Here is a 24307-nt window from a genome sequence, read left to right on the forward strand (position 1 = left end):
TTAGCTCTTTTTCTATATAATTTTTCTATATTTTTTTTATTCAAACAAAAAAATATGCCCAGTTAGATTTACTAACTGAGCATATTTTGTAATATTTATATAATTTTTAATCTAATTCAAAAGCACCAGTATATAATTGATAATACTTGCCGCCTCTTTCTATTAATTCATCGTGGTTTCCACGCTCTATTATTCTACCTTGTTCTAAAACCATGATAACATCAGAGTTTTTGATAGTTGATAATCTATGCGCTATTACGAATACTGTTCTACCTTCCATAAGTTTATCCATACCATCTTGAACAATTTTTTCTGTTCTAGTATCTATACTTGATGTAGCTTCATCTAGTATTAAAACTGGAGGGTTGGCAATTGCCGTTCTAGCTATTGATAAAAGTTGTCTTTGACCTTGAGATAAGTTGCTTCCATCTCCTGTTAATACAGTATTATATCCATCTTTTAGATGTTCTATAAATCCATGTGCATTTGCAAGTTTTGCAGCAGCGATTACTTCTTCATCAGTTGCGTCTAATTTACCGTATCTGATGTTTTCCATAACTGTTCCTGTAAATAAGTGAGTATCTTGAAGAACTATACCAAGCGATTTTCTTAAATCGTCTTTTTTAATTTTAGTTATATTAATTCCATCATATCTTATTTTACCGTCTTGTATATCATAGAATCTATTTATTAAGTTTGTTATTGTAGTTTTACCAGCTCCTGTAGCACCAACAAATGCTACTTTTTGTCCTGGCTTAGCATACATATTTATATCATGTAATACGATTTTGTCGTCGTTATAACCGAAGTTTACACCTTCAAATACAACATCCCCAGTTAATTTAGTATATGTTACAGTTCCTTCCGCTTTATGTGGATGTCTCCAAGCCCAAGTTCCTGTACGTTCTTTTACTGGTTTTATTTCGCCATCTTCTTCTATAGCATTTTCTAATGTAACATATCCGTCGTCTACTTCTGGCTTTTCATCTATTAAGTTAAATATTCTCTCTGCACCAGCAAGAGCCATTATTATTGAGTTAAATTGTTGAGATACTTGCGCAACTGGCATATTGAAACTTCTTGTTAATTGTAAGAATGATGCTAATGCACCTAAAGTTAAATTTCCTACACCACTTATTGCAAGTACAGCTCCTATTGCAACTATTAAAACATAACTTATATTTCCTATGTTATTCATTATAGGCATAAGCATATTTGCAAAACTATTGGCATTGTCAGCACTATTAAATAATGAGTCATTTAATTCGTTAAATTTCTTTTTAGAATCTTCTTCATAACTAAATACTTTAACGACTTTTTGACCTTCCATCATTTCTTCAATATATCCATTAACTTTACCTATATCTCTTTGTTGGTTTCCAAAGAAGAAAGCACTTTTAGAGCCTAATATTCTCATTACTTGATACATTACAAATACCATAAGAACTATTAATATTGTAAGTATTGGACTTAGTACTATCATAGAAACAAAAGTCCCTACTATAGTTATTACAGAAGAGATAAGTTGAGGTATACTTTGACTTATCATCTGTCTTAATGTATCTGTATCATTTGTGTATATACTCATTATATCTCCGTGAGCATGTGTATCGAAGTATTTGATTGGAAGTTTTTCCATATGTTCAAATAAATCATCACGGATATTTTTTAATGTTCCTTGAGATATATTAACCATAAGTCTACTATATATATAAGTTGATATTACACCTGTATAGAAAATAGCAGCCATTATAGCTAAAGCTGTTAATAATGCTTTAAAGCTTGGGTTATTATGTCCTAATAGTGGAACTATATAATCATCTATTAATGTTTTTAAGAATAAGTTTGCTACTACTGAAACAATAGAACTTATAAATAATGTTATTAAAACTATAAAGAATAAAAATTTATAATCTCTAAAAATATAACTAATCATTCTTTTTAAAGTTTTCATAGGGTTGTTTCCTGGAGCTTTTTTATTTCCTTTAGCAAATTGTTTACTCATTATCGTCAGCTCCTTTCACTTGTGATTCATAAACTTCTCTATATATAGCGTTGTTTACTTTTAATTCATCATGTGTTCCTATAGCGTCTATTTTACCATCATCTAAAACTATGATTTTATCACTAGCTTCTATTGATGATATACGTTGAGCTATTATTATTTTAGTTGTAGATGCTATATCATTTTGGAGAGCAGCTCTTATTGTAGCATCTGTTTTTGTATCAACTGCACTTGTTGAATCGTCTAAAATTAATATTTTTGGTTTTTTAAGTAATGCTCTAGCTATACAAAGTCTTTGTTTTTGACCACCAGATACATTTGTACCACCTTGTTCTATATAAGTATCATATCCATCTGGGAATGTTTGAATGAATTCATCTGCACAAGCTTTTTTGCATGCATCTACTAATTCTTCATCTGTTGCGTTTTTATCTCCCCATCTTAGATTTTCTTTTATAGTACCTGAGAACAGTACGTTCTTTTGTAAAACCATAGAAACTTCATTTCTAAGAGTATCTATATCGTAGTCTCTAACGTCTACTCCACCTACTTTTATACTTCCTGCTGTAACATCGTAAAGTCTTGGTATTAATTGAACTAATGTAGATTTTGCACTACCTGTTCCACCTATAATTCCTATTGTTTCACCAGATTTTATTTCTAAGTTTACATTTTCTAAGTTTAATTTGTCTTTATCATTAGCATAAGAGAAATCTACATTTTCAAATGATATAGACCCATCTTTTACTTCTTTTATAGGGTTTTTAGGATTTTTTATAGTACTTTCTTCATCTAAAACTTCAAGTATTCTCTCTGCTGAAGATTTAGCCATAGTTATCATAACAAACACCATAGATAACATCATTAAACTCATAAGGATTTGTGTAGCATAAGTAAAGAAACTCATAAGCTGTCCTGTTGTCATTGTGCTAGAAACTATCATTTTAGCACCTATCCATGATAAAAGTAAGATACAAGTATACATTGTAACTTGCATTACAGGAGCATTTAATACTATTAATTTTTCTGCAAAAATAAAGCTATTTCTTACATCTCCTGATGCTTTTTTGAATTTGTTTATTTCAAAATCTTCTCTTACTGCTGATTTTACAGTTCTTATTCCTGTTAAGTTTTCTTGAACACTTGCATTTAATGCATCATATTTTTTGAAAACACTTGTAAATCTAGGGAATGCAGTTTTTATTATAAGAGCTAATATTAACCCTAAGAATAGTACTGCACCTAGGAAAACTAGTGATAATTGTGGATTAATTAATATAGACATTACCATTGCTGATATAAGCATGATTGGAGCTCTAACAAGCATTCTTAAAATCATTTGATATGCATTTTGCACGTTTGTTATATCTGTTGTAAGTCTTGTTACTAAACCTGCTGTTGAATATTTATCGATATTTTCAAAAGAAAAATCTTGTATATTTTCAAACATTGCACGTCTTAAGTTTCTAGCATAACCTGCTGAAGCATTTGCCGCAAATTTTGCCCCTAATGCACCACAAACAAGTGATAACATAGCAACTACAAGCATAAGTAAACCTATTTTGGCTACATATCCCATATCGCTATTACTTAAACCATTGTCTATGATCATGGCCATTAAAAGTGGTATTATAACTTCACATATACATTCTAATACCATAAAGATTGGCGTTATGATAGAATTCTTTTTGAATTCACCAATATACGCCGATAATTTTCGTATCATTTTATTCCTCCTCAATATATAAATTTTTATTTAAATTAAATAAATTATTTAATTTTTAACATTATAAATTTCTCATTATAATACTTTTAAGATTAACTTAAAAGTATTATAATGAGAATTACTTTAAATTTTCTAAAATTTTATGCATATAATCAAATAACTGCTTTTGTTCTTCCTTTGAAATACCATTTAGCATTTGGGCATCTAATTCTTGTATATATAAATAAGCATCGTCTAACACTCTTTGGGTTTTTTCTGTCATCTTTATAAATTTAGATCTTTTATCATTTAAATTTTGTTCTCTAGTTATAAATCCTTTTTCTTCTAATCGGTTTAATAATCCTGTAACCGTTGGATTTTTAAGTGTTAATCCCGTTTCTAAATCCCTTTGAGTAAGTGTATCTTCCTCATGTCTTTTTAAATATAAAAGTATATCCATTTGCGACGGAGTCAAGTTATATCTTTGTAAGTTTTTATGACAACGTGTCTCAAATGCTATATGTATTTGTTTAATTAAAAAACCTATAAGTACTTTTTCTTCCATATTAATTCTCCTAAATACATAGCTTGCTATATATTTTATTTATTTTTTTATTTATTGTCAATAGAGCTAATTTTATTTTTTTATTTTTTCTATAGGTTAATTTTCTTTACACAAAAAAAGACTCCTATCCCTAATTGGTACAAAAGTCATATATAAATTATATTTCTCTAATACTTATATATCAAGTTATTCCAGTTTTATTCTTGCTATTTGTCTCTTAAAATTTAATCACTGTTATAAGTAATCTTATATAATTTATATTTAACCTATAGTATAATATTATTATCAAAAATAAATTTTTAAGGGGAAAACATATGAAAAAACTATCTATTGTAATATTAGTCATAATTGCATTATTTGCTTTCGGCTGTAAAAAAGAAGATACTTCTAACAACATGGTCAAGTTAAATAGAGTTGATATTTCATCAATTAGCAATACACAACTAAAAAATTTTATAAATGAAGCTTCACAAAAAGAAGGAGTTTATCAAATTAATACAAAATCAAATACTTATATATTTTTTAATGGAATAGAAAATGAATTTACTGATATAAAATGTAGCTTGGATAATAAAACTTTAAATATTGAATCTAATAAAAATAAATTAGACTCAAGTTCTCCATCACAAAATTTATATGTTATATATCAAAAGAACACAACTATCACAAATGACAAGGCAGTTTTCTTTGATACTATAAAGCTTGTTATAGATAATAAAGAATCTAACTTTGAAAATGTATTTGTTGAAAATAGAAATATATAATAACGAAAATATTGATTATAAAAATAATATAAAAAAGGCTGTTACAAAGTAAATTTAATTTGCTTAGTACTAGCCTCGTTTTATAATTCTAAGGAAATTATATATTATCTGGTTTGTAGATAATTATAATTTCCTTACATGTGTTTCAAAGAAATCTACCTTGTGAAATGTCTTTAGAATAAAGATTTCTTTATATGAAAAACTTTTAGTACCAATGTACTTTCCATTTTCCACTCAAATATCTCCATACAAAAAATATACTTCTTACAACCCAATCTGTAGTCATAGCTACCCATACACCAAATACTCCTAATCCCATGTATTTTCCTATAATGTAACTAAAACCTATTCTAAAAATCCACATTGAGAATATACAAACTATCATACAAAACTTAACGTCATTTGATGCTCTAAGTGTATTTGCTATCATAAATGATAATGGCCAAATAAGCATCGCCATAACACCATGATATATTATTATTTGTTTAGTCATTTGGGCAGTTCCTTCAGATAAGTTATATACATCTAAAATAAGATTTAATGCTAAAAATATAAATATATTCGTGATTATTATTCCTATATAACTTAGTTTCAACATTTTTTTAGTATAATATTTTGTTTGGTATTCATCATCAGCACCTACGCATTGTGATACTACTGCTAAATCAGCTTGACCTATAGCCATTCCAGGTACTATTTGAAAAAGTGCAAGACAGTTACTAACTGCATTTGCTGCAATAGCAGCTGTACCAAAACTTGCAACTAAATTTAGTACTACTATTTTTCCAAGTTGGAACATACTATTTTCTAGTCCATTAGGTATGCCAATATATAAAATTCTTTTTATTAAAGTTTTATTAAATCTAAAACACATCTTTTTTGATATATGAATTTGTAAATCTTGATTTCTTATAAGATAAAATGCTATTATAGCTGCTAAATATCTTGAGAAAACTGTAGGAATTGCAGCACCTACAACCCCCATTTTTAGTCCATATATTAATATTGCATTTCCTATAAAGTTTACACTATTCATAAGAATTGATATTTTCATAGTCACTTTTGAATTTCCCATAGTTCTAAACAAAGCCGCTGCTCCATTATATATTGCTATAGCTGGAATTGATAAAAATACTATCAATAGATATATATTTGCAAATCCCATAACATCAGCTTCTAATTTTCCAAATACCTTGTATAATATAAAATATTTTAAAAGATATCCCAAAATCATAATTCCTATAGAACTTACTAATAAAAATAACATTAATTGATCTGATGCTTCACATGACTTTTCTTCATTTTTTTGACCTAAAAATTGACCTGCAACTACAGCTCCACCAGTACCTAATGCAATAAATACTTGGGTTATTAATACCATAATAGTATCTACTAAAGATACTGCTGATACTGCCGCTTCCCCTACGCTTGCAACCATAATTGAATCTACTAAACCAACGACTATTAAAAGTAACTGTTCTACAATTAATGGTCCTATCAATTTTCTTAAGTCTGAATTAGAAAATAAATAATTGACTTTATTCTGACTTGCCTCCACTCAAACCCCTTCTTTCACAAAGATTTTAAAATATATAGATATTTTAAAATGCATAATATTAATTTTTACTATTTTAAATTATAAAGAGTAGCTAAAAATGTAATATACATCAATAACTACTCTCTTATTTAAATTATATACCTATTGGTATTTTCTTACAACAATTCTTATAAAGTTGCTTTTAGAGCTTGGTCTATATCCCAAAGTAAATCATTTATATCTTCTATACCAACTGACATTCTTATCATGTCAGGTCTAACACCTGCTGATTCTTGTTCTTCTTCATTCAGTTGAGCATGTGTAGTACTTGCAGGATGTATAACTAAAGATTTAGCATCTGCTACATTTGCAAGGTGAGAGAATATTTTAAGACTTTCTATAAATTTCTTGCCTGCTTCAAGCCCACCTTTTATGCCAAATGTAAATATTGAACCTGCACCTTTTGGAAGATATTTTTGCCCTAATTCATAATATTTGTTGCCTTCAAGCCCTGGATAATTAACCCATGCAACTTGAGGGTGATTATTTAAAAACTCAGTTATAGCTTTTGTATTGCTTATATGTCTTTCTATTCTAAGCGACATTGTTTCTAAACCTTGTAATAACATAAATGCATTAAATGGACTTAAACAAGCTCCTGAATCTCTCAACCATTGAACTTTTAATTTAGTCGCATAAGCCGCAGCTCCAACATCTTTTGCATAATTAAGACCATTATAAGACATATCTGGCTCTGTCAAACAAGGGAACTTTCCACTTCCTATCCAGTCAAAATTACCACTATCAACAACAACCCCACCTAAAGTAGTTCCATGACCACCTATAAATTTAGTTGCTGAATGTACTACAATATCTACACCATGTTCAAATACTTTTATTAAATAAGGTGTTCCAAAAGTATTGTCTAGCATAAATGGTATTTTGTTTTCATGAGCAATATCTGCTATAGCTTCTATATCGATTAAATTTATCCCTGGATTTCCTATTGTCTCAGCATAAACAAGTCTAGTCTTATCATTTATTGCTTTTCTAAAACTCTCTGGATCATCTGGGTCTACAAAATGAACCTTTATACCGAATTTAGGAAGCATATTTGAAAGTAAATTATATGTTCCTCCATATAAAGTTGGTGCCGCTACTATTTCATCCCCTGCTTGTATTATATTAAGTATAGCTGCATTTATAGCCCCCATTCCTGAAGAAAATGCTACTGCACCTACTCCACCTTCAAGTAATGCCATTCTATCTTCAAATACTTGAACAGTTGGATTTGATATTCTTGAATATATATGCCCCTCTTGTTTTAATGCGAATAAATCAGCACCATACTTCACACTTTCAAAACAATATGATGTTGTTTGATAAATTGGTACAGCTCTAGAACCTGTCGCTGAATCTGGTTCTTGTCCCCCATGAATTTGTAATGTACTAAAACCTAGTTTTCTTTCTGTCATGTTATCCCTCCGAATATATTATTGTTAAATACAAGTAAAATGTTTATATTAAACATATAAAAATATCTTTAAATTTTTTTAAAGATAAAAATTATTTATAGCATATTTAAAAAATTATACTTATCGCCAAATATAAAGTAATATAATTTCCTATATACTATAAAAAGCTCTTTTACCTTACGATAAAAGAGCTTTATTTCTCATTCTCTCTTATCTTTCTTATGAAAACATAAGTAGGATTTAGCACCTATCTAATATAGGTTGCTGGACTTCTCAGGGCCTATTCCCTCCATCACTCTTGATAAGAATTTATTTAGTTAAGATTGATATTTATAATTATATACCTAAAGTATATTTTAAACAATATTTTTTACATATTTTTCTAATTTATTATTTTTTCTCAGCTACTCTAAGTTTTGCACTTCTTGAACGAGGATTTGCCTCAACTTCTTCTTTGCTTGGAAGTATTGGTTTTCTAGTTATAACTTTAACTTCAGAAACTTTATCACACTGACAAATTGGAAGTTCTGGTGGACAAACACAGCTAAGCGATAATTCTTTAAATTCATTTTTTACTATTCTATCTTCTAAAGAGTGGAATGTAATTATACATATTCTTCCCCCTTTATTCATCATAGAAACAGCATCGTCTATCATTTTGTTTATAACTCCAAGCTCATTATTTACTTCTATACGTATAGCTTGGAAAGTTCTTTTAGCTGGATGTGGTCCATCTATTCTAGCTTTTTTAGGGATAGCTTTTTTTATTACATCAACTAATTCACCTGTTTTTTCGATTGGCTTTTCATCTCTAGCTTCAACTATAAATTTAGCTATTCTCTTCGCCCAATTGTCTTCACCATAATCTTTTATTATTTTTGCAAGTTGCTCTTCTGAGTATGTATTTACTACATCATAAGCAGAAAATGGCTTTCTAATATCCATTCTCATATCTAAAGGAGCATCGTGCATATATGAGAAACCTCTATCAGCTTCATCTAATTGATGAGAAGAAACTCCTAAGTCAGCTAGTACTCCATCTATCTTATATACACCTATTTTTTCTAATTCTTCTTTTATATTTGAAAAATTGCTGTGAATAAATCTAACTCTATCAGAATACTCTGCTAATCTCTCTTTTGCAGTAGCTATTGCATTTTTATCTTGGTCAAACCCTATAAAAAGTCCGTCTTTTGAAAGTCTTTTTACGATTTCTTTTGAGTGTCCTGCACCACCCATTGTACAGTCTACATATACACCGTCTTCTTTTATATTTAAATTTTCTATACATTCATCTAAAAGTACAGATACGTGATGGAATTCCATAAAAAATTCACTTCCTTTCTGTAAAATCTCTAACTGTCGTATTTTTTATATTAATGTTATCTATTAGATTTTTTTACTAATACATAATTTAGTACAACACCTATAATTATAAATACTAAACTTATAACTTGTGCCATTCTTAATGGTCCTAACATAAGTGAATCTGTTCTAAGTCCTTCTATGAAAAATCTTCCTATAGAATATAATATTAAATAGTAAGCAAGGATTTGGCCTTCATATTTTTGTTTTTTTCTAAATACCATCAAAAATATAAATACACCTAAATCCCATATAGATTCATATAAAAATGTAGGATGTACTTTTACACCATCAACCATTATCCCCCATGGTAAATCTGTCGGTCCCCCATGAGCTTCTTTGTTTAGGTAATTTCCCCATCTCCCAATTGCTTGAGCTAATGGTATACCTATAACAACGCAATCAGCCAATTTAAAGAAGTTTAATTTCTTAACTTTAGCATATATAAACCCAGCTAAAATTCCTCCAATTAGAGCTCCATGAATTGCTAAGCCGCCACCTCTAAAGTTTAAAATTTCAGCTATATTTCCTGAATAATAAGACCAGTTAAAGATAACATAATAAGCTCTAGCTCCTATAAGTCCACAAGGGATTGCAATAATAGCTAAATTTAATATATCATCTTCTTTTATATTAAGCCTTTTTGCTTCTCTTAATGCAATAAAAACTCCAAGGACCATCCCTGTAGCCATTAAAATTCCATACCACATTATATCTACACCAAACAGTGTAAATGCAACTCTATCCATATAAACACCTCTTATCTTCTAAATATTCTACTAAATAAACTTACTTTTTCTATTGGTTTCTCTAGTGGCTCTTCTACAATAATATCTTTATTGTCTAAGATACACTGAGCATTATTTTTAAATAGATTTTCTGCCATAGATTTTGAGCATTTATCTTCAACATATTCATATGCCTCTCTCAATAATGGGCGTCTTCTTGTATCACTATGGGCATCTGTCGCAACTAAATGAACCATATTTCTACTAATTAAAAGATCACATATTTTTTGGAATTGTTTACCCTGTTTTCCTATAAGACTTGAGCTATTTATTTGAATAATTGCACCTGTTTTTATACAATCATAAATTATCTCTGGGTCCTCATGAATTTGCATATATCTCTCTACATGAGCCAATACTGGTGTATATCCCTGTTGTTTTAATTCATAAACAATATTGCATAAGTTGCTAGGAAAATTATTAGGCGGAAACTCTATTAATATATATTTACTATCATTTAAACAATAAAAGTCTAGTTCTGAAATCTTATCCATTAAATCATATGTAAAATAAATTTCGTTTCCTAAATATATTTCTATATCTATATTATTTTCTTTTAATTCCTTTTTAAATCTCTCACGAATTCTTTTTAACTCCTCACCCTTTTCATATTTGAATTCTGGATGATAATGAGGAGTTGCAATCATTTTGATGATTCCTTCTTCTTGTGCTATTTTTGCCATATTTATGGCTTGTTGCATAGATTCAGCTCCATCATCAACCTCTGGTAGTATGTGACAATGTACGTCTATCATAAAAAAATCCCCCTTTTTAAAGTAAGCTATCTGAATACAAATGTTATTATATCAGTTTATAGCTTAAAAATAAATATTTCGTATGTATTCTAAAAAACAAAAGTTGTAAGAAGATATCTCCTACAACTTTTATTTTTATAATTTGTAATTTATATTGTAGATTTTATACTCAATGTTTTTATTTAGTTATTTTCTTTATCAATAGGCTCTACAATAGATATTACACAGTTATCTTCTCTTAAGTGTTCTTCTAGTCTTTGTTGTACTTCTTCAAATGTAACTTCTTTTATTACCTCTACATAATCTAATAAGTTTATATCTTTAAATTTGTAGAAGATAAAGTTGTTTGCAATGAAAGTTAAAGAATCAAAGTATTTAATAAAATTACCTATAGAAGATTTTTTAACTCTTTCAAAGGTAGCTCTATCTAATCCTTCTTTTTTATACATATCAAGATACTCGAATATAACTTTTTTTACTTGTTTTGGATCTTTTGATTCGCCTCCAACTGTTGTAAATGCGTAATCGATTTGTGAAGTAAATCCTGCTCCAAAACTTCTATTTATAAGGCCTTTCATATATAGATTTTCATATATTTCACTACCACGTCTAAATAACATTTCATTTAATATGTCTGTCATTACTTCGTATTTAAGTAGTTCTCTTCCTTTTATATTTACTTTATCGTCTTTAAATCCTATATTGAAGATAGGTATTGAAATAGGCGCCTGAGTTATTATTTCTTTTTGGTTAACTGTTGTAGGCTCTTCTGGATATATTCTAGTTATTTCTTCTTCCATTTTTGCCATGTCGTATTTATTTGCTTGTTTTACTTTATCAAATAATTCTTCTGGTTCTAAATCACCAATTACAAATAAAGCCATATTTCCTGGATTGTAGAATGTATTATAACATTTATAAAGTTCTTCTTTTGTTATTTTGTATATGCTCTCTACGCTTCCAGCTATATCTACTCTAACAGGGTGGTTTACATACATTGCTTTTATTGCGTTAAATGATACATTCCAGCCTGGGTCATCATCATACATTTTTATTTCTTGGGCAATTATTCCCTTTTCTTTTTCTACATTTTCATCTGTAAAATGAGGTGTCTGCACATAATCAAATAAATGATCTAGACAATCATAAAAATTCTCTGTTGTTGTAAATAAATACGCTGTCGTTGTAAAGTTTGTAAATGCATTGGCATTAGCTCCCCATTTTGAGAATTTTCCAAATGCATCTGTTTCATCTGGTTGTTCGAACATTTTATGCTCTAAGAAATGTGCTATACCTTCGTTTACTCTAATAGGTTCACTCTCTCCTATAGGAATAAATTCTAAGTCATTTGAGCCGTAATTAGTAGCTAAAACAGCATACTTTTTAGTAAATCCTTTTTTAGGCATAAAGTACACATCTAATCCATTTTCTAATTTTTCATAATATAATTCTTCTTTTAACAATTCGTTGACTATCTTTTCCATTATGCCCTCCCTATTTACTTAAGAAGTATATAGTATCTAGTTGAATATCTTTTACAGCATCTACTACATCTTCCTTTGTAGATTTATTTATCATATTTTTTATCTCATCTAAGTCACTTTTATTTTTTGCTATTGATTGAGAGAAATAGAAATCTGAAAGTCTTCCTATTTCGTCGTTTAAAGAATTTAAAGAATTTATAAATGCAATTTTAGCATTTGCAATTTCTGTTTCTGTTATATCTCCGTCTTTTAATTTTTGAACTTGCTCTTTTACTAATTCAACAGTTCTTTCATAGTTTTCAGCTTCTATTCCTGAACAAACCATCATTGTAGATTTGCTTTTTTGTATTGTAGAGTAAATAGTATAACAAAGACTTTCTTTTTCTCTTACATTTACAAATAGTTTACTATCAGCGCCTCCACCTAATATTCTAGAACCTAAAAGAAGGCTATAGTATCTCTCTTCATCAAGATAATCAACATTACATCTATAACCCATAACTAATTTACCTTGTGCTATGTCCATAGTTTCTTTTACTTCTTTTACTTCGTCTACTTCTTTATAGAATTCTTCTTTTGGTAAATCTATTATATCTCCTCTATCGAATGTAAATCTTTCTTTTATTAATTCTACTACTTCTGATTCATCAAATTCGCCTTCGATTATTATTTCTATTGGAGAAGTTTTTAATATATTTTTATAATGTTGATATAAGTTTACTCCATTTATATCGTCTAAATCTTCGATATAACCCTTCCCACTTATAGCGTATGGTTCTCCTTCGAACATAATTTCACTAGCTTGTTTCATTGCATAGGTACCTTTATCATTGATGATACCCATTATAGAATCTTTTAATATTTCTTTTTCTATTTTTAGGTATTCTTCACTAAATCCACCATCTACTATTAGAGGATTATTTATTATTTCGTTTAATAGGTCTATACAACCACCTAATATTTTTTCGTCTAAATATTTTTCATTTACACCTAATATACTAAATCCTAAAACTTGATGTTCTCCTCGTTTTGATGTTCCAGCATTTAGATATGAGCCGTATAGTTCTTCTTCTCTATTTGTCAATTGACCAAGTGTTTTATATTTATCGCAACCACTTTTTAAAATGCCTGGAAGTAGAGCATTTTTTGTAACTTCTTTTCTATCTAATTCTCTAAGTATATATACACTTACTAAATTTGTCTTAAATTTACTTTCTGGGATTAATGTAAGTTTTACATTTTTCCCTATTTCTAATGTCTTTAAATTTTTCATGTACTAGCTCCTTTTCCTTATTTTAACTATCCTATATAATAATACCTTATCTTCATCATATTTGCTATTTTATTTAATCATTCTTTTATATTATCTCTTTATTTTTACTATTATATACAAAAGTCAAATTGTTTACATATATCGTAGTTATGATGTATAATACAAGATGTATGTCTAAAATTATTGAGAAAAATAATTAATTTTTATATAAAAGAGAGGAAGATCATAATGAAATTAGGAATAGTAGGTTTACCAAATGTAGGTAAAAGTACATTATTTAATGCTATAACTCAAGCTGGAGCAGAATCAGCAAACTACCCATTCTGTACAATAGAGCCAAATGTAGGTGTTGTTGCAGTTCCAGACGAAAGATTAAACGTATTAAAAGAATTAAATAACGCTAAAAAAATAGTTCCAACTGCTATAGAATTCTGCGATATCGCAGGTCTTGTTAGAGGAGCTTCAAAAGGTGAAGGTCTTGGAAATAAATTCTTATCTCACATAAGAGAAGTTGACGCTATAGTACACGTTGTTAGATGTTTCGAAGATTCAAACGTTGTTCACGTTGACGGTTCAGTTGACCCAATAAGAGATATCGATACTATAAACTTAGAGTTAATATTATCTGATATAGAAATATTAGATAGAAGAATAGTTAAAACTACTAAAGCTTTAAAATCTGACAAATCACTTGCTGGTGAATTAGAAATGTTAAATTCTATAGCTGCTACTTTAGCAGAAAGTAAATCAGTAAGAACTATGGACTTTACTGAAGAAGAACAAGAATTCGTAAACAGCTTAAACTTATTAACTTCTAAACCAGTTATATATGCTGCTAACGTTTCAGAAGATGATTTAGCTGATGAAGGTGCTAACAACGAATACGTTGCTAGAGTTAGAGAATTCGCTGCTTCTGAAAATGCTGAAGTTGTTGTTGTTTGTGCTCAAATAGAAGCGGAAATATCTGAACTTGAATCTGATGAAGAGAAAAAAGAATTCTTAGAAACTCTTGGACTTGAACAATCAGGTCTTGATAAATTAATCCAATCATCTTACTCATTATTAGGACTTATGTCATTCTTAACTGCTGGTGAGCAAGAAGTTAGAGCTTGGACTATAAAAGTTGGAACAAAAGCTCCACAAGCTGCTGGTAAAATACACAGTGATATAGAAAGAGGATTCATCAGGGCTGAAATAGTAAACTACAATGATTTAGTTGAATGTGGAAGTGTTGCAAACGCTAGAGAAAAAGGTCTTGTAAGACTTGAAGGTAAAGACTACGTAATGCAAAACGGAGACGTTGTTAACTTCAGATTCAACGTATAAGATAAATATAAACTTATAAAAAGATAACTATTATCTTTTTATAAGTTTATAAGGCATAGCTTTTGGGCTATGCTTTTTTTATAAAAATTATATTTATATAACTTTATATATAAAAAAAGCTTACAATATGGATATCCATACTGTAAGCTTTTTATTAGTTGTGAACCATAACTTCTTGCTCACGACTTGCAAGTACTTTTTTAGCTTCTTCTCTTACTATATCTCTTTCTGAGAATGGAACTTTTACACCATTTATTAATTGGTATGTTTCGTGTCCTTTTCCTGCAAGTACTATCATATCGCCTTCTTGTGCCATTCTAACAGCTAGTTGAATAGCTTTTTCTCTATCCGGCTCTATTATATATTTACTTTTATCATCATATGATTTAGCTATATCATATATTATTTTTTCAGGATCTTCAAAGTCTGGATTATCAGATGTTAATATACTTAAATCACATTCTTTTGCAGCAACATCGCCTAATTCTTTTCTACGTATTTCAGTTCTTCCGCCAACTGAACCAAATAGACATATAAGTCTTTTGTGGTCGTAGTGTTCTAGTGTCTTTAATATATTTTCTAAACTAACTCCATTATGTGCATAATCTATAATTATAGTTGCATAAGGTAATGCAGATAAAACCTCTACCCTTCCGCAAACTTTTGCTTCAGTTAGGGCTTTTCTAGTTATTTCTTTTTTAACACCTAAATATTTACAAACAGATATTACAGCTAATGCATTGTAAATACTAAATATTCCTGGCGAACATATATAATAATCATCATTAGATTCTTTAGTTTTGCAGACAAAGTTTACACCTAGTGAATCTAAGTCTTTTGAGTATTGTATTTCAGTAGCCATTACATCAGCTTGTTTTTCTATACCGAAAGTTTCGATATTGCAAGTTGCAATGTCTATTATGTCTTTTGCATATTTATCATCTATATTGATTATTCCATGCTTAGCTAATGTAAATAATTTAGCCTTACATTCTAAGTAATTCTCAAAAGTAGGGTGTTCTTTTGGTCCTATATGGTCTGGTGATAAGTTTGTGAATATAGCAATATCAAAATCAACATGCTCTACTCTATGTCTTTGAAGCCCACCAGAAGATACCTCCATAGAAACACATTCTACTCCACTGTCTAACATCTTTCTAAATATTCTATGAAGTTCATAACTTTCAGGAGTTGTATTCACTGTAGTTTCTGATATGTTGTTGTAGAAAGTACCATTAGTTCCTACTACACCTGTATTTATTCCCGCTCTGTTTAAAACTTCACTTATATAGTTTGTAATTGTAGTTTTACCTTTTGTCCCAGTAACACCTATTATTTTTAATGATTTTGATGGATTTCCAAAATAATTTGCAGACATTTTAGATAAAGCTATTCTAGTATCTTCAACTATTATTTTTATAGCGTCATCTGCCATTTCTATATCATCTTGTAATACAAAGACTCTAGCTCCTCTTGAATATGCATCAAAGACATATTTATGTCCGTCTACTGTTTCTCCTTTAAGAGCAACGAACATATATCCTGGTTGGCATTTTAAAGAACTATAAGCTATGTCTACTATTTCAATATCATTAAAATCTTTTGAATCAGTATTAGAGGTAAAAGAAATACCTTCTAATACATTAGTTAATTTAACCATATGTCCTCCTATAGTTTCATCAATTTAATAATTATTCTTAAACAAATATTTCTTTTACTTTTCTATTTGATTTTATAATAGTCTGTCTTGCTAATACTTCTAATGAATCTATATATAGGTCATTACCTAAATTGTTGTCGTTTTTTAAGATAGATAACTCAGTACAACCAAGTACTATTCCATCACATCCATTTTCTTTTAAATGGTTTACCAATTTATTAAATTTATTCATATCAGCAGGTTTTCCACTTTTTATATCGTCATAAATTATCTCCATGACTTGCTGTTGTCTTTCATCATCAAAGACGAAATACTCCATATCAAATCTTTCACACATTTCTTGATATAATTTAGTTTTAATATTACCTGTTGTAGCCATAATACCTAATTTTTTATGACCATTTTCTTTAGCATATTTTATTGTCTCTTCAACAATGCTAAGAACTGGTATATTTACACTTTTATTTATTTTCTCATAAAAATAATGTGCTGTATTGCAAGTTATTACTATAAAGTCTACACCGAATTGTTCTAATTTTTGTGCATCACTAATAAGTACATCAGCTGGATTTTCATCACTTTTGCCTAAAATGTATGTACTTCTATCTGGTGTAGTTGCTCTATTTGTAATTACCATGTCTACGTGTTCTTGATCAGTTTTAGCATCAGTCATATCCACTACCATTTTGTAGAAATAAACAGATGCCATAGGCCCTAGACCGCCCATTACTCCTGCAGTTATATTTTCCATATTATCACCATTCTTATTTACAGTATTTATTAAACTTTCTGATTTGATTTATGCTGTATAAGAAGATGTACCAACTTCTCTTAATATTCCCGCTTAAATCGTATTTATATCCAAATGATGTTGCTTCTTTTCCTTCTGAAGCTAATTGTTTACATTTGTTTACTAAATCTTTATTTTTAACAAATTTATATACTACATGTCTTGGTATAACTCTCCAGAAGAAAGGTTCTTTTTGTATTTTTAATTCTAATTCTTTATTTTCAACTCTATCTTCAACTACATATTTAGCTATGTTGTTTCCAGAACCAGTTACGTAGTAGTTACTTCTACCTTGTCTTAAGTTTATTTCAAATACTTTGTAAGTATTATCTCTTGTATCGTATTTTATATCGAAGTTAGAGAAACCAGTGTAGTTTATGCTTTCTAAGAAGTTTTTGAATTTAGTCATTACTTCTTCGTCATATTCAGTTATTATAGCTGCGTGGTTTCCTATTCCTTTTGGTGTATGTTCTTCAAGTAAAACATGTCCTAAACACATCATTTTTACTTTTCCGTTTTGGTCAGAATAACAAGTTAAAACTCTCATGTGTGAGTCATCACCTGGTATAAAATCTTGTACTATTAAAGATTTTTCATATCCATGTGAATATATTTCATCAGTTATTTGTTTGAATTCATTTGCATCTTGCACAATGTATGCTTTTTTCATTCCTGGGAATTCATGTTGGAAGAAAGTAACACTGTCTGATGCTTTTAAGATTACTGGATAGTTAAATCCGAAATCTACTACTTCATCACCTTTGTTAAATACGTGTGTTTTTGGGTAGTTAAGATTGTACTCTTCACATATTTGGTAGAAAGAGTCTTTCTCGATTAATTTGTCTTTTAATTCTTTATCTATATATGGAACTATATATTTTGTTGAAAGTATCTCTTTATTATCGATTATAAATTCAGCATATTCATCTTTACATCCATGTATGATAAATACTTTACCTTCTTCTGCTTCTTGATCTGGTAATTCTAATAATCTTTTTAAGAAAGCTTCTTCGTCTTCTATAGTCGTTCCTTCTCTGTAATCGATTATTTTACTGTGATTTGTTGCTCCTATACGGATTTTTCCAAATGCTATTGATTTTACTCCATATGCTTCATGGTAAGCTCTTGCAACAGAGTAACAATTTATATCTCCACCAACCAATACTGGTTGAATTTTTACGTTATTCAATTAGTCCACCTCTTATTTTTCATTTTAATTTATTTTCTTTCATTTTTATACAATGGTATTATACTTTATTTTAATTGATATGTCAAAGAACGAAGCGCTTGGAAATCGTTATTTTTAACAGTTTTAATATAGATTTATTTGGATAAATTATTTAACATTTGTTAATTTTATTTTTTATAATTTATCGCATTTTGTGACAAAAAAATATGACAAAACACAATTTATATGCTTTGTCATATTTTTATTTTTAAGCTTTATATTGATTCAATTTCATCTTTTTTAAATTGCTTCATATCTAAGTTTGATTTACTTATTACTTTATTTAATTTATTTATATCACTTTGAGTTGAGTATGCAATATTTACAATTGCAAAATCTTCATAGTCCATATCTGCATAATAAAGTAATTTTTCTGATTTACTTTCTTCTAAAACTTTATTAATTTGATAAACTAAACTCTCATCAAAACAAGTATTATCTTTGCTTAAATTTACGCTAACTTCTTTTTCATTTATTTTCATAGTAATAGTTCTATTTTTTAAGCTAGATTTTTCACTTATATCTGTTATCTTAATTTCATCATCTGAAATTTGTGAAATATAATCAATTATATCTTCATATGTGTATCCATAGTCTAATATATCACTATCAAATGACATTATATTTTTACTATTTAATTCTATGCTTTTATCTTCTTTTCTGGCGTCTATTAATACATCGTCTAAGTCTAAGTCTATATTAAATGTATTGTCAAAGGCATAGTATGTTTCCCAATCTCCTAAGATACAATATTCCATAGTTATGGTTTTATTATCTCTAACTAAATTTCCGGTTAATGTAATATCGTCTCCTTGTTTGTATTGCTTTATCTCATCATAATGTTCATTTTCATCTTGATCAAATCTACAATATATCTTATATTGACTATTTTTTTTAGTTTCTAGCTCAACTTTAAGTACTCTATCATCCAATTCTTCTACTTTTTTTACCTTACCCGTAAGTTCTAAAAAAACTTGGTCATAGTTTAAATCTGCATTTTTTTCACTACGTTCATATTCTTCTATTAATTCATCTGATGAAATAGATATATCCTCCCAAAAATCACCTAAGAAGTTTTGTAATCCAAGATATTCTGATGAATCATTATTTTTACTTTTAGAGTTTATATTTATCAATATAATTCCTATTGAAATCAATATTAATATTAAAATTATAATAAACCCTATAAATACGGGGTTTCTCTTGATGAAATTTTTTTGTGTTTTTCCACATGCCAAACATCTATCACTGGTTATTTCTAATTTTTCCCCACAGTATTTACATACTTTACTTTTTTTCATATAAATTCCCCTTATTTTTCATTTTCCACAAATTATCATTCTATTTATATTATACATAAAATTACTATTTTACTATAGAAACAATTTTGTTATTTTTACCAAAAAAACCCAATCTTTAAAATTTAATGATTGGGTCTTAAAAATCTATATATATTTAATTTTATTAAATATCATAAGAATAATCAGCTATATTTTTAGAGTGGTCTGATATTCTTTCTAAGTTATTTAATATATCAAAATAAATAACACCAGAATCTACTGTACATTTTCCATCGTTTAATCTTTGTAGATGATGGTTTCTATATCCTATTTCTAATAAATCAACTTGTCTTTCATTTTCATGTACTTGTTTTCTAAGTTGTAAATTAATTTCTTCTAAACATTTCATAGAGTCAGTGAAGTTATTTATCGCTAAATTATATATTTCTCTAATTTCGTCTTCTGCATGTTCTGATAAACTAAGATTTTCATTAATTAAATCTCTACCTAATTCAGCAATATTTTCACCATGGTCTGATATTCTCTCTATGTCGTTAACTGCATATATTAAATTTGTAACTTTGTTACGTTCATCCTCATTTAATGATTCTTTTGATAGTTTAACTAAAAATGCAAGAAGTTGTCTTTGTATTTGGTTTACCTTTTTCTCCATTTCAAAAGTTTTTTCCACTTCTTCTCTTGAATTATTTAGTATACCTTCAATTGCATATTGTACAGATTCTTTAGCATAGTTAGCCATTTCTTTTATTTCTAAAAATGCATTTCCAACAGCAATGCTTGGTGTTTCTATCATTCTATCGTCTATATATTTTACATCTAAGTTTTCATGTTTTTCATCTTCAGTAACTGGTATTAATTTTAAAACTAATTTAACTATATATTTTGAGAATGGCAATAACACGATTACATTTACTACGTTAAATAATGTATGTGCGTTTGCTATTTGTCTTACAACGTTGTTTGGATCTAAGTAAGTTACAACTTTGCTTATTGGTATTGTAAATATAAACATAAATAGTATCGTACCTATTACATTAAATGTTAAATGCATAGTTGCTGCTCTTTTAGCATTTTTCGATGCACCTAAACTTGATAATAGTGAAGTAACACATGTACCTATATTATCACCATATAATATTGGTAATGCTGCACTCAGTGGTAAAATACCTTGTGATGCTAAAGCTATCAACATCCCCATAGATGCACTTGATGATTGAACTATACCTGTTATTAAGAAACCTGCTAGTATTCCTAATACTGGATGGATACCAACGAAAAGTAAAGCATCTCTGAATTGTGGTAAATCCGCTAAAGGACTTACTGCTTCTTTCATAAATTCCATACCCGTAAATAACATACCAAATCCTAATAATATCTCTGCATATTGTTTATGCTTTTGTTTTTTTGATGCTAAGTATATAATTATACCTATTCCTAATGCTATAGGTGCTATATCTTCTAATTTAAATGATACTAATTGTGCTGTAACTGTTGTACCTATATTGGCACCCATAATTACACCTATTGCTTGTGATAATGACATTATACCTGCATTAACAAAACCTACAACCATTACAGTTGTTGCACTCGAGCTTTGTATTATACCTGTTACTACAGCTCCTACTAAAACTCCCATTACTACATTACTTGTTAAAAATCCAATTATTTTTTTTAATTGTTCTCCGGCAGATTTTTGAAGTCCATCGCCCATCATATTCATACCGTATAAAAATAATCCTAGGCCACCTAGTAAACTAATTGCTATTTGCACGTCTGCTCCTCCTTAAGACTTATAAATTAATTCCTTTTGATAATACATTAAAAATCAAATTTGTTTGCTAAATCAAAGTTAATTCAATATTAAGATTATGTTAAATATGATATAGTCGTTAAAATTTGTATAAAAATGGTATATAAATCGTTTACTTTTGATTAAAAATCTTTAATTTATATACCACTTTTGTTAACATAAATATTTTCCCTAATTTGGTGTATTTTTATACTGTATAATATTATCTATTTATTTTTCTTTAATTAAGCCTTTTTTATAAGCTAAAAGCAACATTTTTAAATCATATATTTCTTCTTGCATTTTTTCTCCATCAAGAGTATCTCTCACATACATTCTACGAGCTATATCTTCTACAACTACTGAAGTTGATAATATATCACTTTCTTTTTTAATTGCGTCTTCTGCTGATGAGAATGGCTCATGAGCGACTAGTTGAAGTGTGTATGAGTTGTATATTAAAGTATATCCAGCTATACCTGTTTTTCCTTGATATGCTCTAGAAAAACCGCCGTCTATAACTAATATTTTTCCACCTGCTTTTATTGGACTTTCACCTTTTTTACTTTCAACAGGAACATGTCCAGTTATTATATGTGATTGTTCATAATCTAATCCAAATTCATCAAAAATTCTATTGCATATATTTTCATCTTCTCTCAATGTATAGTATGGATTTTTATTTTCTACATGAGTTTTTTTATCTGCAATAAAATATCTTTCATAAGTTGTCATATCATCTTTTCCAAATAATGAAGAACATTTACCTGTCCATAAGTACCACATCATATCCATACCAAATTGTTTTTCTGGACTCTTTTTATAGAAAAATCCTTTTCTCGCATAAGAATCCATTTGATCCATTAATGCTCTACCACTATACTCTTTTCCTTTTATCTTCATAGACATAAAGTTTCCTTTGTCATCAAGCGGGATACAACCATGTACTAACATATTTTTGTTTGCAATTAAGTATATACTTCCTTTTGAGAATAAGAATGAAACATGTTTTTGTAATTTTTCACTACCTTTAAATGAGGCTACTAATTTATCCATTACATTTTCTTCTTCTTTTGTCAATTTATATGGTGATTTTGGGTCTATAGTCGGGAAATTTGTATCCTTTAATTTATATACTTTTCCTTTTAAGTTTATAGTCCCCGCCTCATAATCAACTTTATCTAAAAGAAGTCTGTGCTTCATATCAAATTCAGGATTATTGTTAATTACTTCAGCTTCTAATTTAAATTGTATCATACTGATAGCTTTATGCATTTTTGCTATTAATGATTTTTCCTTAGTTGATACTTTTCCTTCTTCTGCTTTAGGCATAAATTCACTACATGGGTCATCTTTATATGCTTCCATCGCAAATGTAGCTAGAGGAAGTAGATTGATTCCATAAATATCTTCAACTATATCTAAATTTGCATATCTAGCTGATATTCTTATTGCATTTGCTATACAAACCTTTTGACCTGAGGCAGCTCCCATCCATAATATATCGTGATTTCCCCATTGAACATCTACATTGTGGTGATTTATAAGTGTATCCATGATAATATCTGGTCTTGGCCCTCTATCATATACATCACCTACTATATGTAATCTATCTACTACTAGTTTTTGTATAACTTTAGATAGAGCTATTATAAATTCTCTAGATCTATCTATTTCTATTATTGTTTCTATAATGCTTTTATAATACCCGTCTTTATGTGTACTACTTTCGTCTGGATGTAGTAATTCTTCTATTATATATTTAAAATCATCAGGAAGAAATTTTCTTACTTTAGATCTAGTATATTTGCTAGATGCATATCTACAAAGCTCTATAAGTCTGTGAATTGTTATTCTATAAAAATCTTCTAAATCTTCTTCTTCCTTTATAAGGATATCTAGCTTTTGTTCTGGATAATAAACTATTGTAGCTAGTTTTTTTCTCTCAGCTTCTGAAACAATATTCCCAAATAACTCCTCTATTTTTCTTTTTATAACTCCTGACCCGTTTTTTAGAACATGTACAAATGGTTCATATTCACCATGTAAATCTGACAAAAAATGTTCTGTCCCTTTTGGTAGACTCAGTATTGCCTCTAAGTTTATTATCTCTGCACTTGCACTCGATATGCTCGGATATTGCTTAGACAGCAACTTTAAATATTTAAGTTGGCTTTCCAACTGTTCATCCGGTATGTTATTTATTTTCATATTAAAATTCCTCCTAATATATTTTTACAAATTTAAATCTAATTTATCCTGTCCACTGTTCTTATATAAATTATAGCATACTCTTTATAGTTTTTTACTGAATTAATGTATATTCTATGCTTATTTATGTCGTATTATTTCTAATATTTTGAAAGTTTTTGTGCAACTTTGTAAAAATAAATTTATATTACATCAAAATTTTACACGTTATAAGAAAAGCTTTCAATTTCAATTAATTTTCTTATAAAAAAAATCCTTTCTTCTTGCAGTATATATGGATTTAATA

The 24307-nt window shown here is 28.6% G+C and carries 18 protein-coding genes and 1 riboswitch; of the genes, 2 read left to right on the forward strand and 16 right to left on the reverse strand.

The window, feature by feature from the left end:
* Positions 1-106 precede the first annotated feature (106 nt).
* The 3 genes from I4U58_RS04250 to I4U58_RS04260 all read right to left on the reverse strand — a co-directional run bounded on the left by I4U58_RS04250 (position 107) and on the right by I4U58_RS04260 (position 4275).
* A complete protein-coding gene (locus tag I4U58_RS04250) occupies positions 107-2005 on the reverse strand; it encodes an ABC transporter ATP-binding protein (RefSeq protein ID WP_195929804.1) in 1899 nt (632 codons plus the stop codon).
* Entirely contained in the window at positions 1998-3731 is a 1734-nt protein-coding gene (locus I4U58_RS04255; protein WP_195929805.1) for an ABC transporter ATP-binding protein, read from the reverse strand. Before I4U58_RS04255 ends, I4U58_RS04250 begins: the two co-directional genes overlap by 8 nt.
* Positions 3732-3849: 118 nt before the next feature.
* Positions 3850-4275, reverse strand: a complete 426-nt coding sequence (locus I4U58_RS04260) for a MarR family transcriptional regulator (protein WP_195929806.1) — start codon at positions 4273-4275, stop codon at positions 3850-3852.
* Positions 4276-4589: 314 nt separating this feature from the next.
* Between I4U58_RS04260 and I4U58_RS04265 the strand changes: the two genes are divergently transcribed.
* On the forward strand, positions 4590-5039 hold the full coding sequence (locus I4U58_RS04265) for a hypothetical protein (protein WP_195929807.1): 450 nt from the start codon (positions 4590-4592) through the stop codon (positions 5037-5039).
* A 205-nt stretch (positions 5040-5244) separates the two neighbouring features.
* Here I4U58_RS04265 and I4U58_RS04270 read toward each other — a convergent pair whose 3' ends face one another.
* The 7 genes from I4U58_RS04270 to I4U58_RS04300 all read right to left on the reverse strand — a co-directional run bounded on the left by I4U58_RS04270 (position 5245) and on the right by I4U58_RS04300 (position 13716).
* On the reverse strand, positions 5245-6597 hold the full coding sequence (locus tag I4U58_RS04270) for an MATE family efflux transporter (protein WP_195929808.1): 1353 nt from the start codon (positions 6595-6597) through the stop codon (positions 5245-5247).
* Between the two features lie 167 nt (positions 6598-6764).
* Positions 6765-8051, reverse strand: coding sequence for an O-acetylhomoserine aminocarboxypropyltransferase/cysteine synthase family protein (locus I4U58_RS04275; RefSeq protein WP_195929809.1), 1287 nt, complete (start codon positions 8049-8051; stop codon positions 6765-6767).
* A 207-nt stretch (positions 8052-8258) separates the two neighbouring features.
* Positions 8259-8359: riboswitch (SAM riboswitch) on the reverse strand.
* 82 nt (positions 8360-8441) lie between these two features.
* Entirely contained in the window at positions 8442-9377 is a 936-nt protein-coding gene (gene rsmH / locus I4U58_RS04280) for a 16S rRNA (cytosine(1402)-N(4))-methyltransferase RsmH (RefSeq protein ID WP_195929810.1), read from the reverse strand.
* Positions 9378-9433: 56 nt separating this feature from the next.
* Entirely contained in the window at positions 9434-10165 is a 732-nt protein-coding gene (lgt, locus tag I4U58_RS04285; protein WP_195929811.1) for a prolipoprotein diacylglyceryl transferase, read from the reverse strand.
* 11 nt (positions 10166-10176) lie between these two features.
* Entirely contained in the window at positions 10177-10959 is a 783-nt protein-coding gene (locus I4U58_RS04290; protein WP_195929812.1) for a CpsB/CapC family capsule biosynthesis tyrosine phosphatase, read from the reverse strand.
* Between the two features lie 182 nt (positions 10960-11141).
* Positions 11142-12443 (reverse strand): pitrilysin family protein, encoded by a 1302-nt coding sequence (locus tag I4U58_RS04295; protein WP_195929813.1) that lies wholly within the window; start codon positions 12441-12443, stop codon positions 11142-11144.
* 10 nt (positions 12444-12453) lie between these two features.
* A complete protein-coding gene (locus I4U58_RS04300) occupies positions 12454-13716 on the reverse strand; it encodes a pitrilysin family protein (protein WP_195929814.1) in 1263 nt (420 codons plus the stop codon).
* A gap of 228 nt (positions 13717-13944) precedes the next feature.
* Here I4U58_RS04300 and ychF point away from each other — a divergent pair, with 228 nt between their 5' ends.
* A complete protein-coding gene (gene ychF / locus I4U58_RS04305; protein ID WP_195929815.1) occupies positions 13945-15042 on the forward strand; it encodes a redox-regulated ATPase YchF in 1098 nt (365 codons plus the stop codon).
* A 154-nt stretch (positions 15043-15196) separates the two neighbouring features.
* Here ychF and I4U58_RS04310 read toward each other — a convergent pair whose 3' ends face one another.
* The 6 genes from I4U58_RS04310 to I4U58_RS04335 all read right to left on the reverse strand — a co-directional run bounded on the left by I4U58_RS04310 (position 15197) and on the right by I4U58_RS04335 (position 24021).
* Positions 15197-16702, reverse strand: a complete 1506-nt coding sequence (locus I4U58_RS04310) for a UDP-N-acetylmuramoyl-L-alanyl-D-glutamate--2,6-diaminopimelate ligase (protein WP_195929816.1) — start codon at positions 16700-16702, stop codon at positions 15197-15199.
* 37 nt (positions 16703-16739) lie between these two features.
* Positions 16740-17453 (reverse strand): amino acid racemase, encoded by a 714-nt coding sequence (locus I4U58_RS04315; protein ID WP_195929817.1) that lies wholly within the window; start codon positions 17451-17453, stop codon positions 16740-16742.
* 13 nt (positions 17454-17466) lie between these two features.
* Positions 17467-18681, reverse strand: coding sequence for a carboxylate--amine ligase (locus I4U58_RS04320; RefSeq protein ID WP_195929818.1), 1215 nt, complete (start codon positions 18679-18681; stop codon positions 17467-17469).
* A 254-nt stretch (positions 18682-18935) separates the two neighbouring features.
* Entirely contained in the window at positions 18936-20021 is a 1086-nt protein-coding gene (locus I4U58_RS04325) for a hypothetical protein (RefSeq protein ID WP_195929819.1), read from the reverse strand.
* 163 nt (positions 20022-20184) lie between these two features.
* Positions 20185-21792: a Na/Pi cotransporter family protein gene (locus I4U58_RS04330; protein WP_195929820.1), complete on the reverse strand. Its 1608-nt coding sequence runs from the start codon at positions 21790-21792 to the stop codon at positions 20185-20187.
* A gap of 249 nt (positions 21793-22041) precedes the next feature.
* Entirely contained in the window at positions 22042-24021 is a 1980-nt protein-coding gene (locus tag I4U58_RS04335; RefSeq protein ID WP_195929821.1) for a fructose-1,6-bisphosphatase, read from the reverse strand.
* Positions 24022-24307: the final 286 nt, after the last annotated feature.

Origin of the sequence: Clostridium sp. 1001270J_160509_D11 (genome assembly GCF_015667935.1) — a bacterium.
In the GTDB taxonomy this organism is placed as follows: domain Bacteria; phylum Bacillota; class Clostridia; order Peptostreptococcales; family Peptostreptococcaceae; genus Intestinibacter.

Bases quoted from the DNA above. Each gene is read 5' to 3' on its own strand.
- I4U58_RS04300 (WP_195929814.1), bottom strand. From the start codon at position 13,716: ATGAAAAATTTAAAGACATTAGAAATAGGGAAAAATGTAAAACTTACA.
- I4U58_RS04295 (WP_195929813.1), bottom strand. From the start codon at position 12,443: ATGGAAAAGATAGTCAACGAATTGTTAAAAGAAGAATTATATTATGAA.
- rsmH (WP_195929810.1), bottom strand. From the start codon at position 9,377: ATGGAATTCCATCACGTATCTGTACTTTTAGATGAATGTATAGAAAAT.
- ychF (WP_195929815.1), top strand. From the start codon at position 13,945: ATGAAATTAGGAATAGTAGGTTTACCAAATGTAGGTAAAAGTACATTA.
- I4U58_RS04325 (WP_195929819.1), bottom strand. From the start codon at position 20,021: ATGAAAAAAAGTAAAGTATGTAAATACTGTGGGGAAAAATTAGAAATA.
- lgt (WP_195929811.1), bottom strand. From the start codon at position 10,165: ATGGATAGAGTTGCATTTACACTGTTTGGTGTAGATATAATGTGGTAT.
- I4U58_RS04290 (WP_195929812.1), bottom strand. From the start codon at position 10,959: ATGATAGACGTACATTGTCACATACTACCAGAGGTTGATGATGGAGCT.
- I4U58_RS04260 (WP_195929806.1), bottom strand. From the start codon at position 4,275: ATGGAAGAAAAAGTACTTATAGGTTTTTTAATTAAACAAATACATATA.
- I4U58_RS04310 (WP_195929816.1), bottom strand. From the start codon at position 16,702: ATGGTTAAATTAACTAATGTATTAGAAGGTATTTCTTTTACCTCTAAT.
- I4U58_RS04250 (WP_195929804.1), bottom strand. From the start codon at position 2,005: ATGAGTAAACAATTTGCTAAAGGAAATAAAAAAGCTCCAGGAAACAAC.
- I4U58_RS04315 (WP_195929817.1), bottom strand. From the start codon at position 17,453: ATGGAAAATATAACTGCAGGAGTAATGGGCGGTCTAGGGCCTATGGCA.
- I4U58_RS04255 (WP_195929805.1), bottom strand. From the start codon at position 3,731: ATGATACGAAAATTATCGGCGTATATTGGTGAATTCAAAAAGAATTCT.
- I4U58_RS04265 (WP_195929807.1), top strand. From the start codon at position 4,590: ATGAAAAAACTATCTATTGTAATATTAGTCATAATTGCATTATTTGCT.
- I4U58_RS04335 (WP_195929821.1), bottom strand. From the start codon at position 24,021: ATGAAAATAAATAACATACCGGATGAACAGTTGGAAAGCCAACTTAAA.
- I4U58_RS04275 (WP_195929809.1), bottom strand. From the start codon at position 8,051: ATGACAGAAAGAAAACTAGGTTTTAGTACATTACAAATTCATGGGGGA.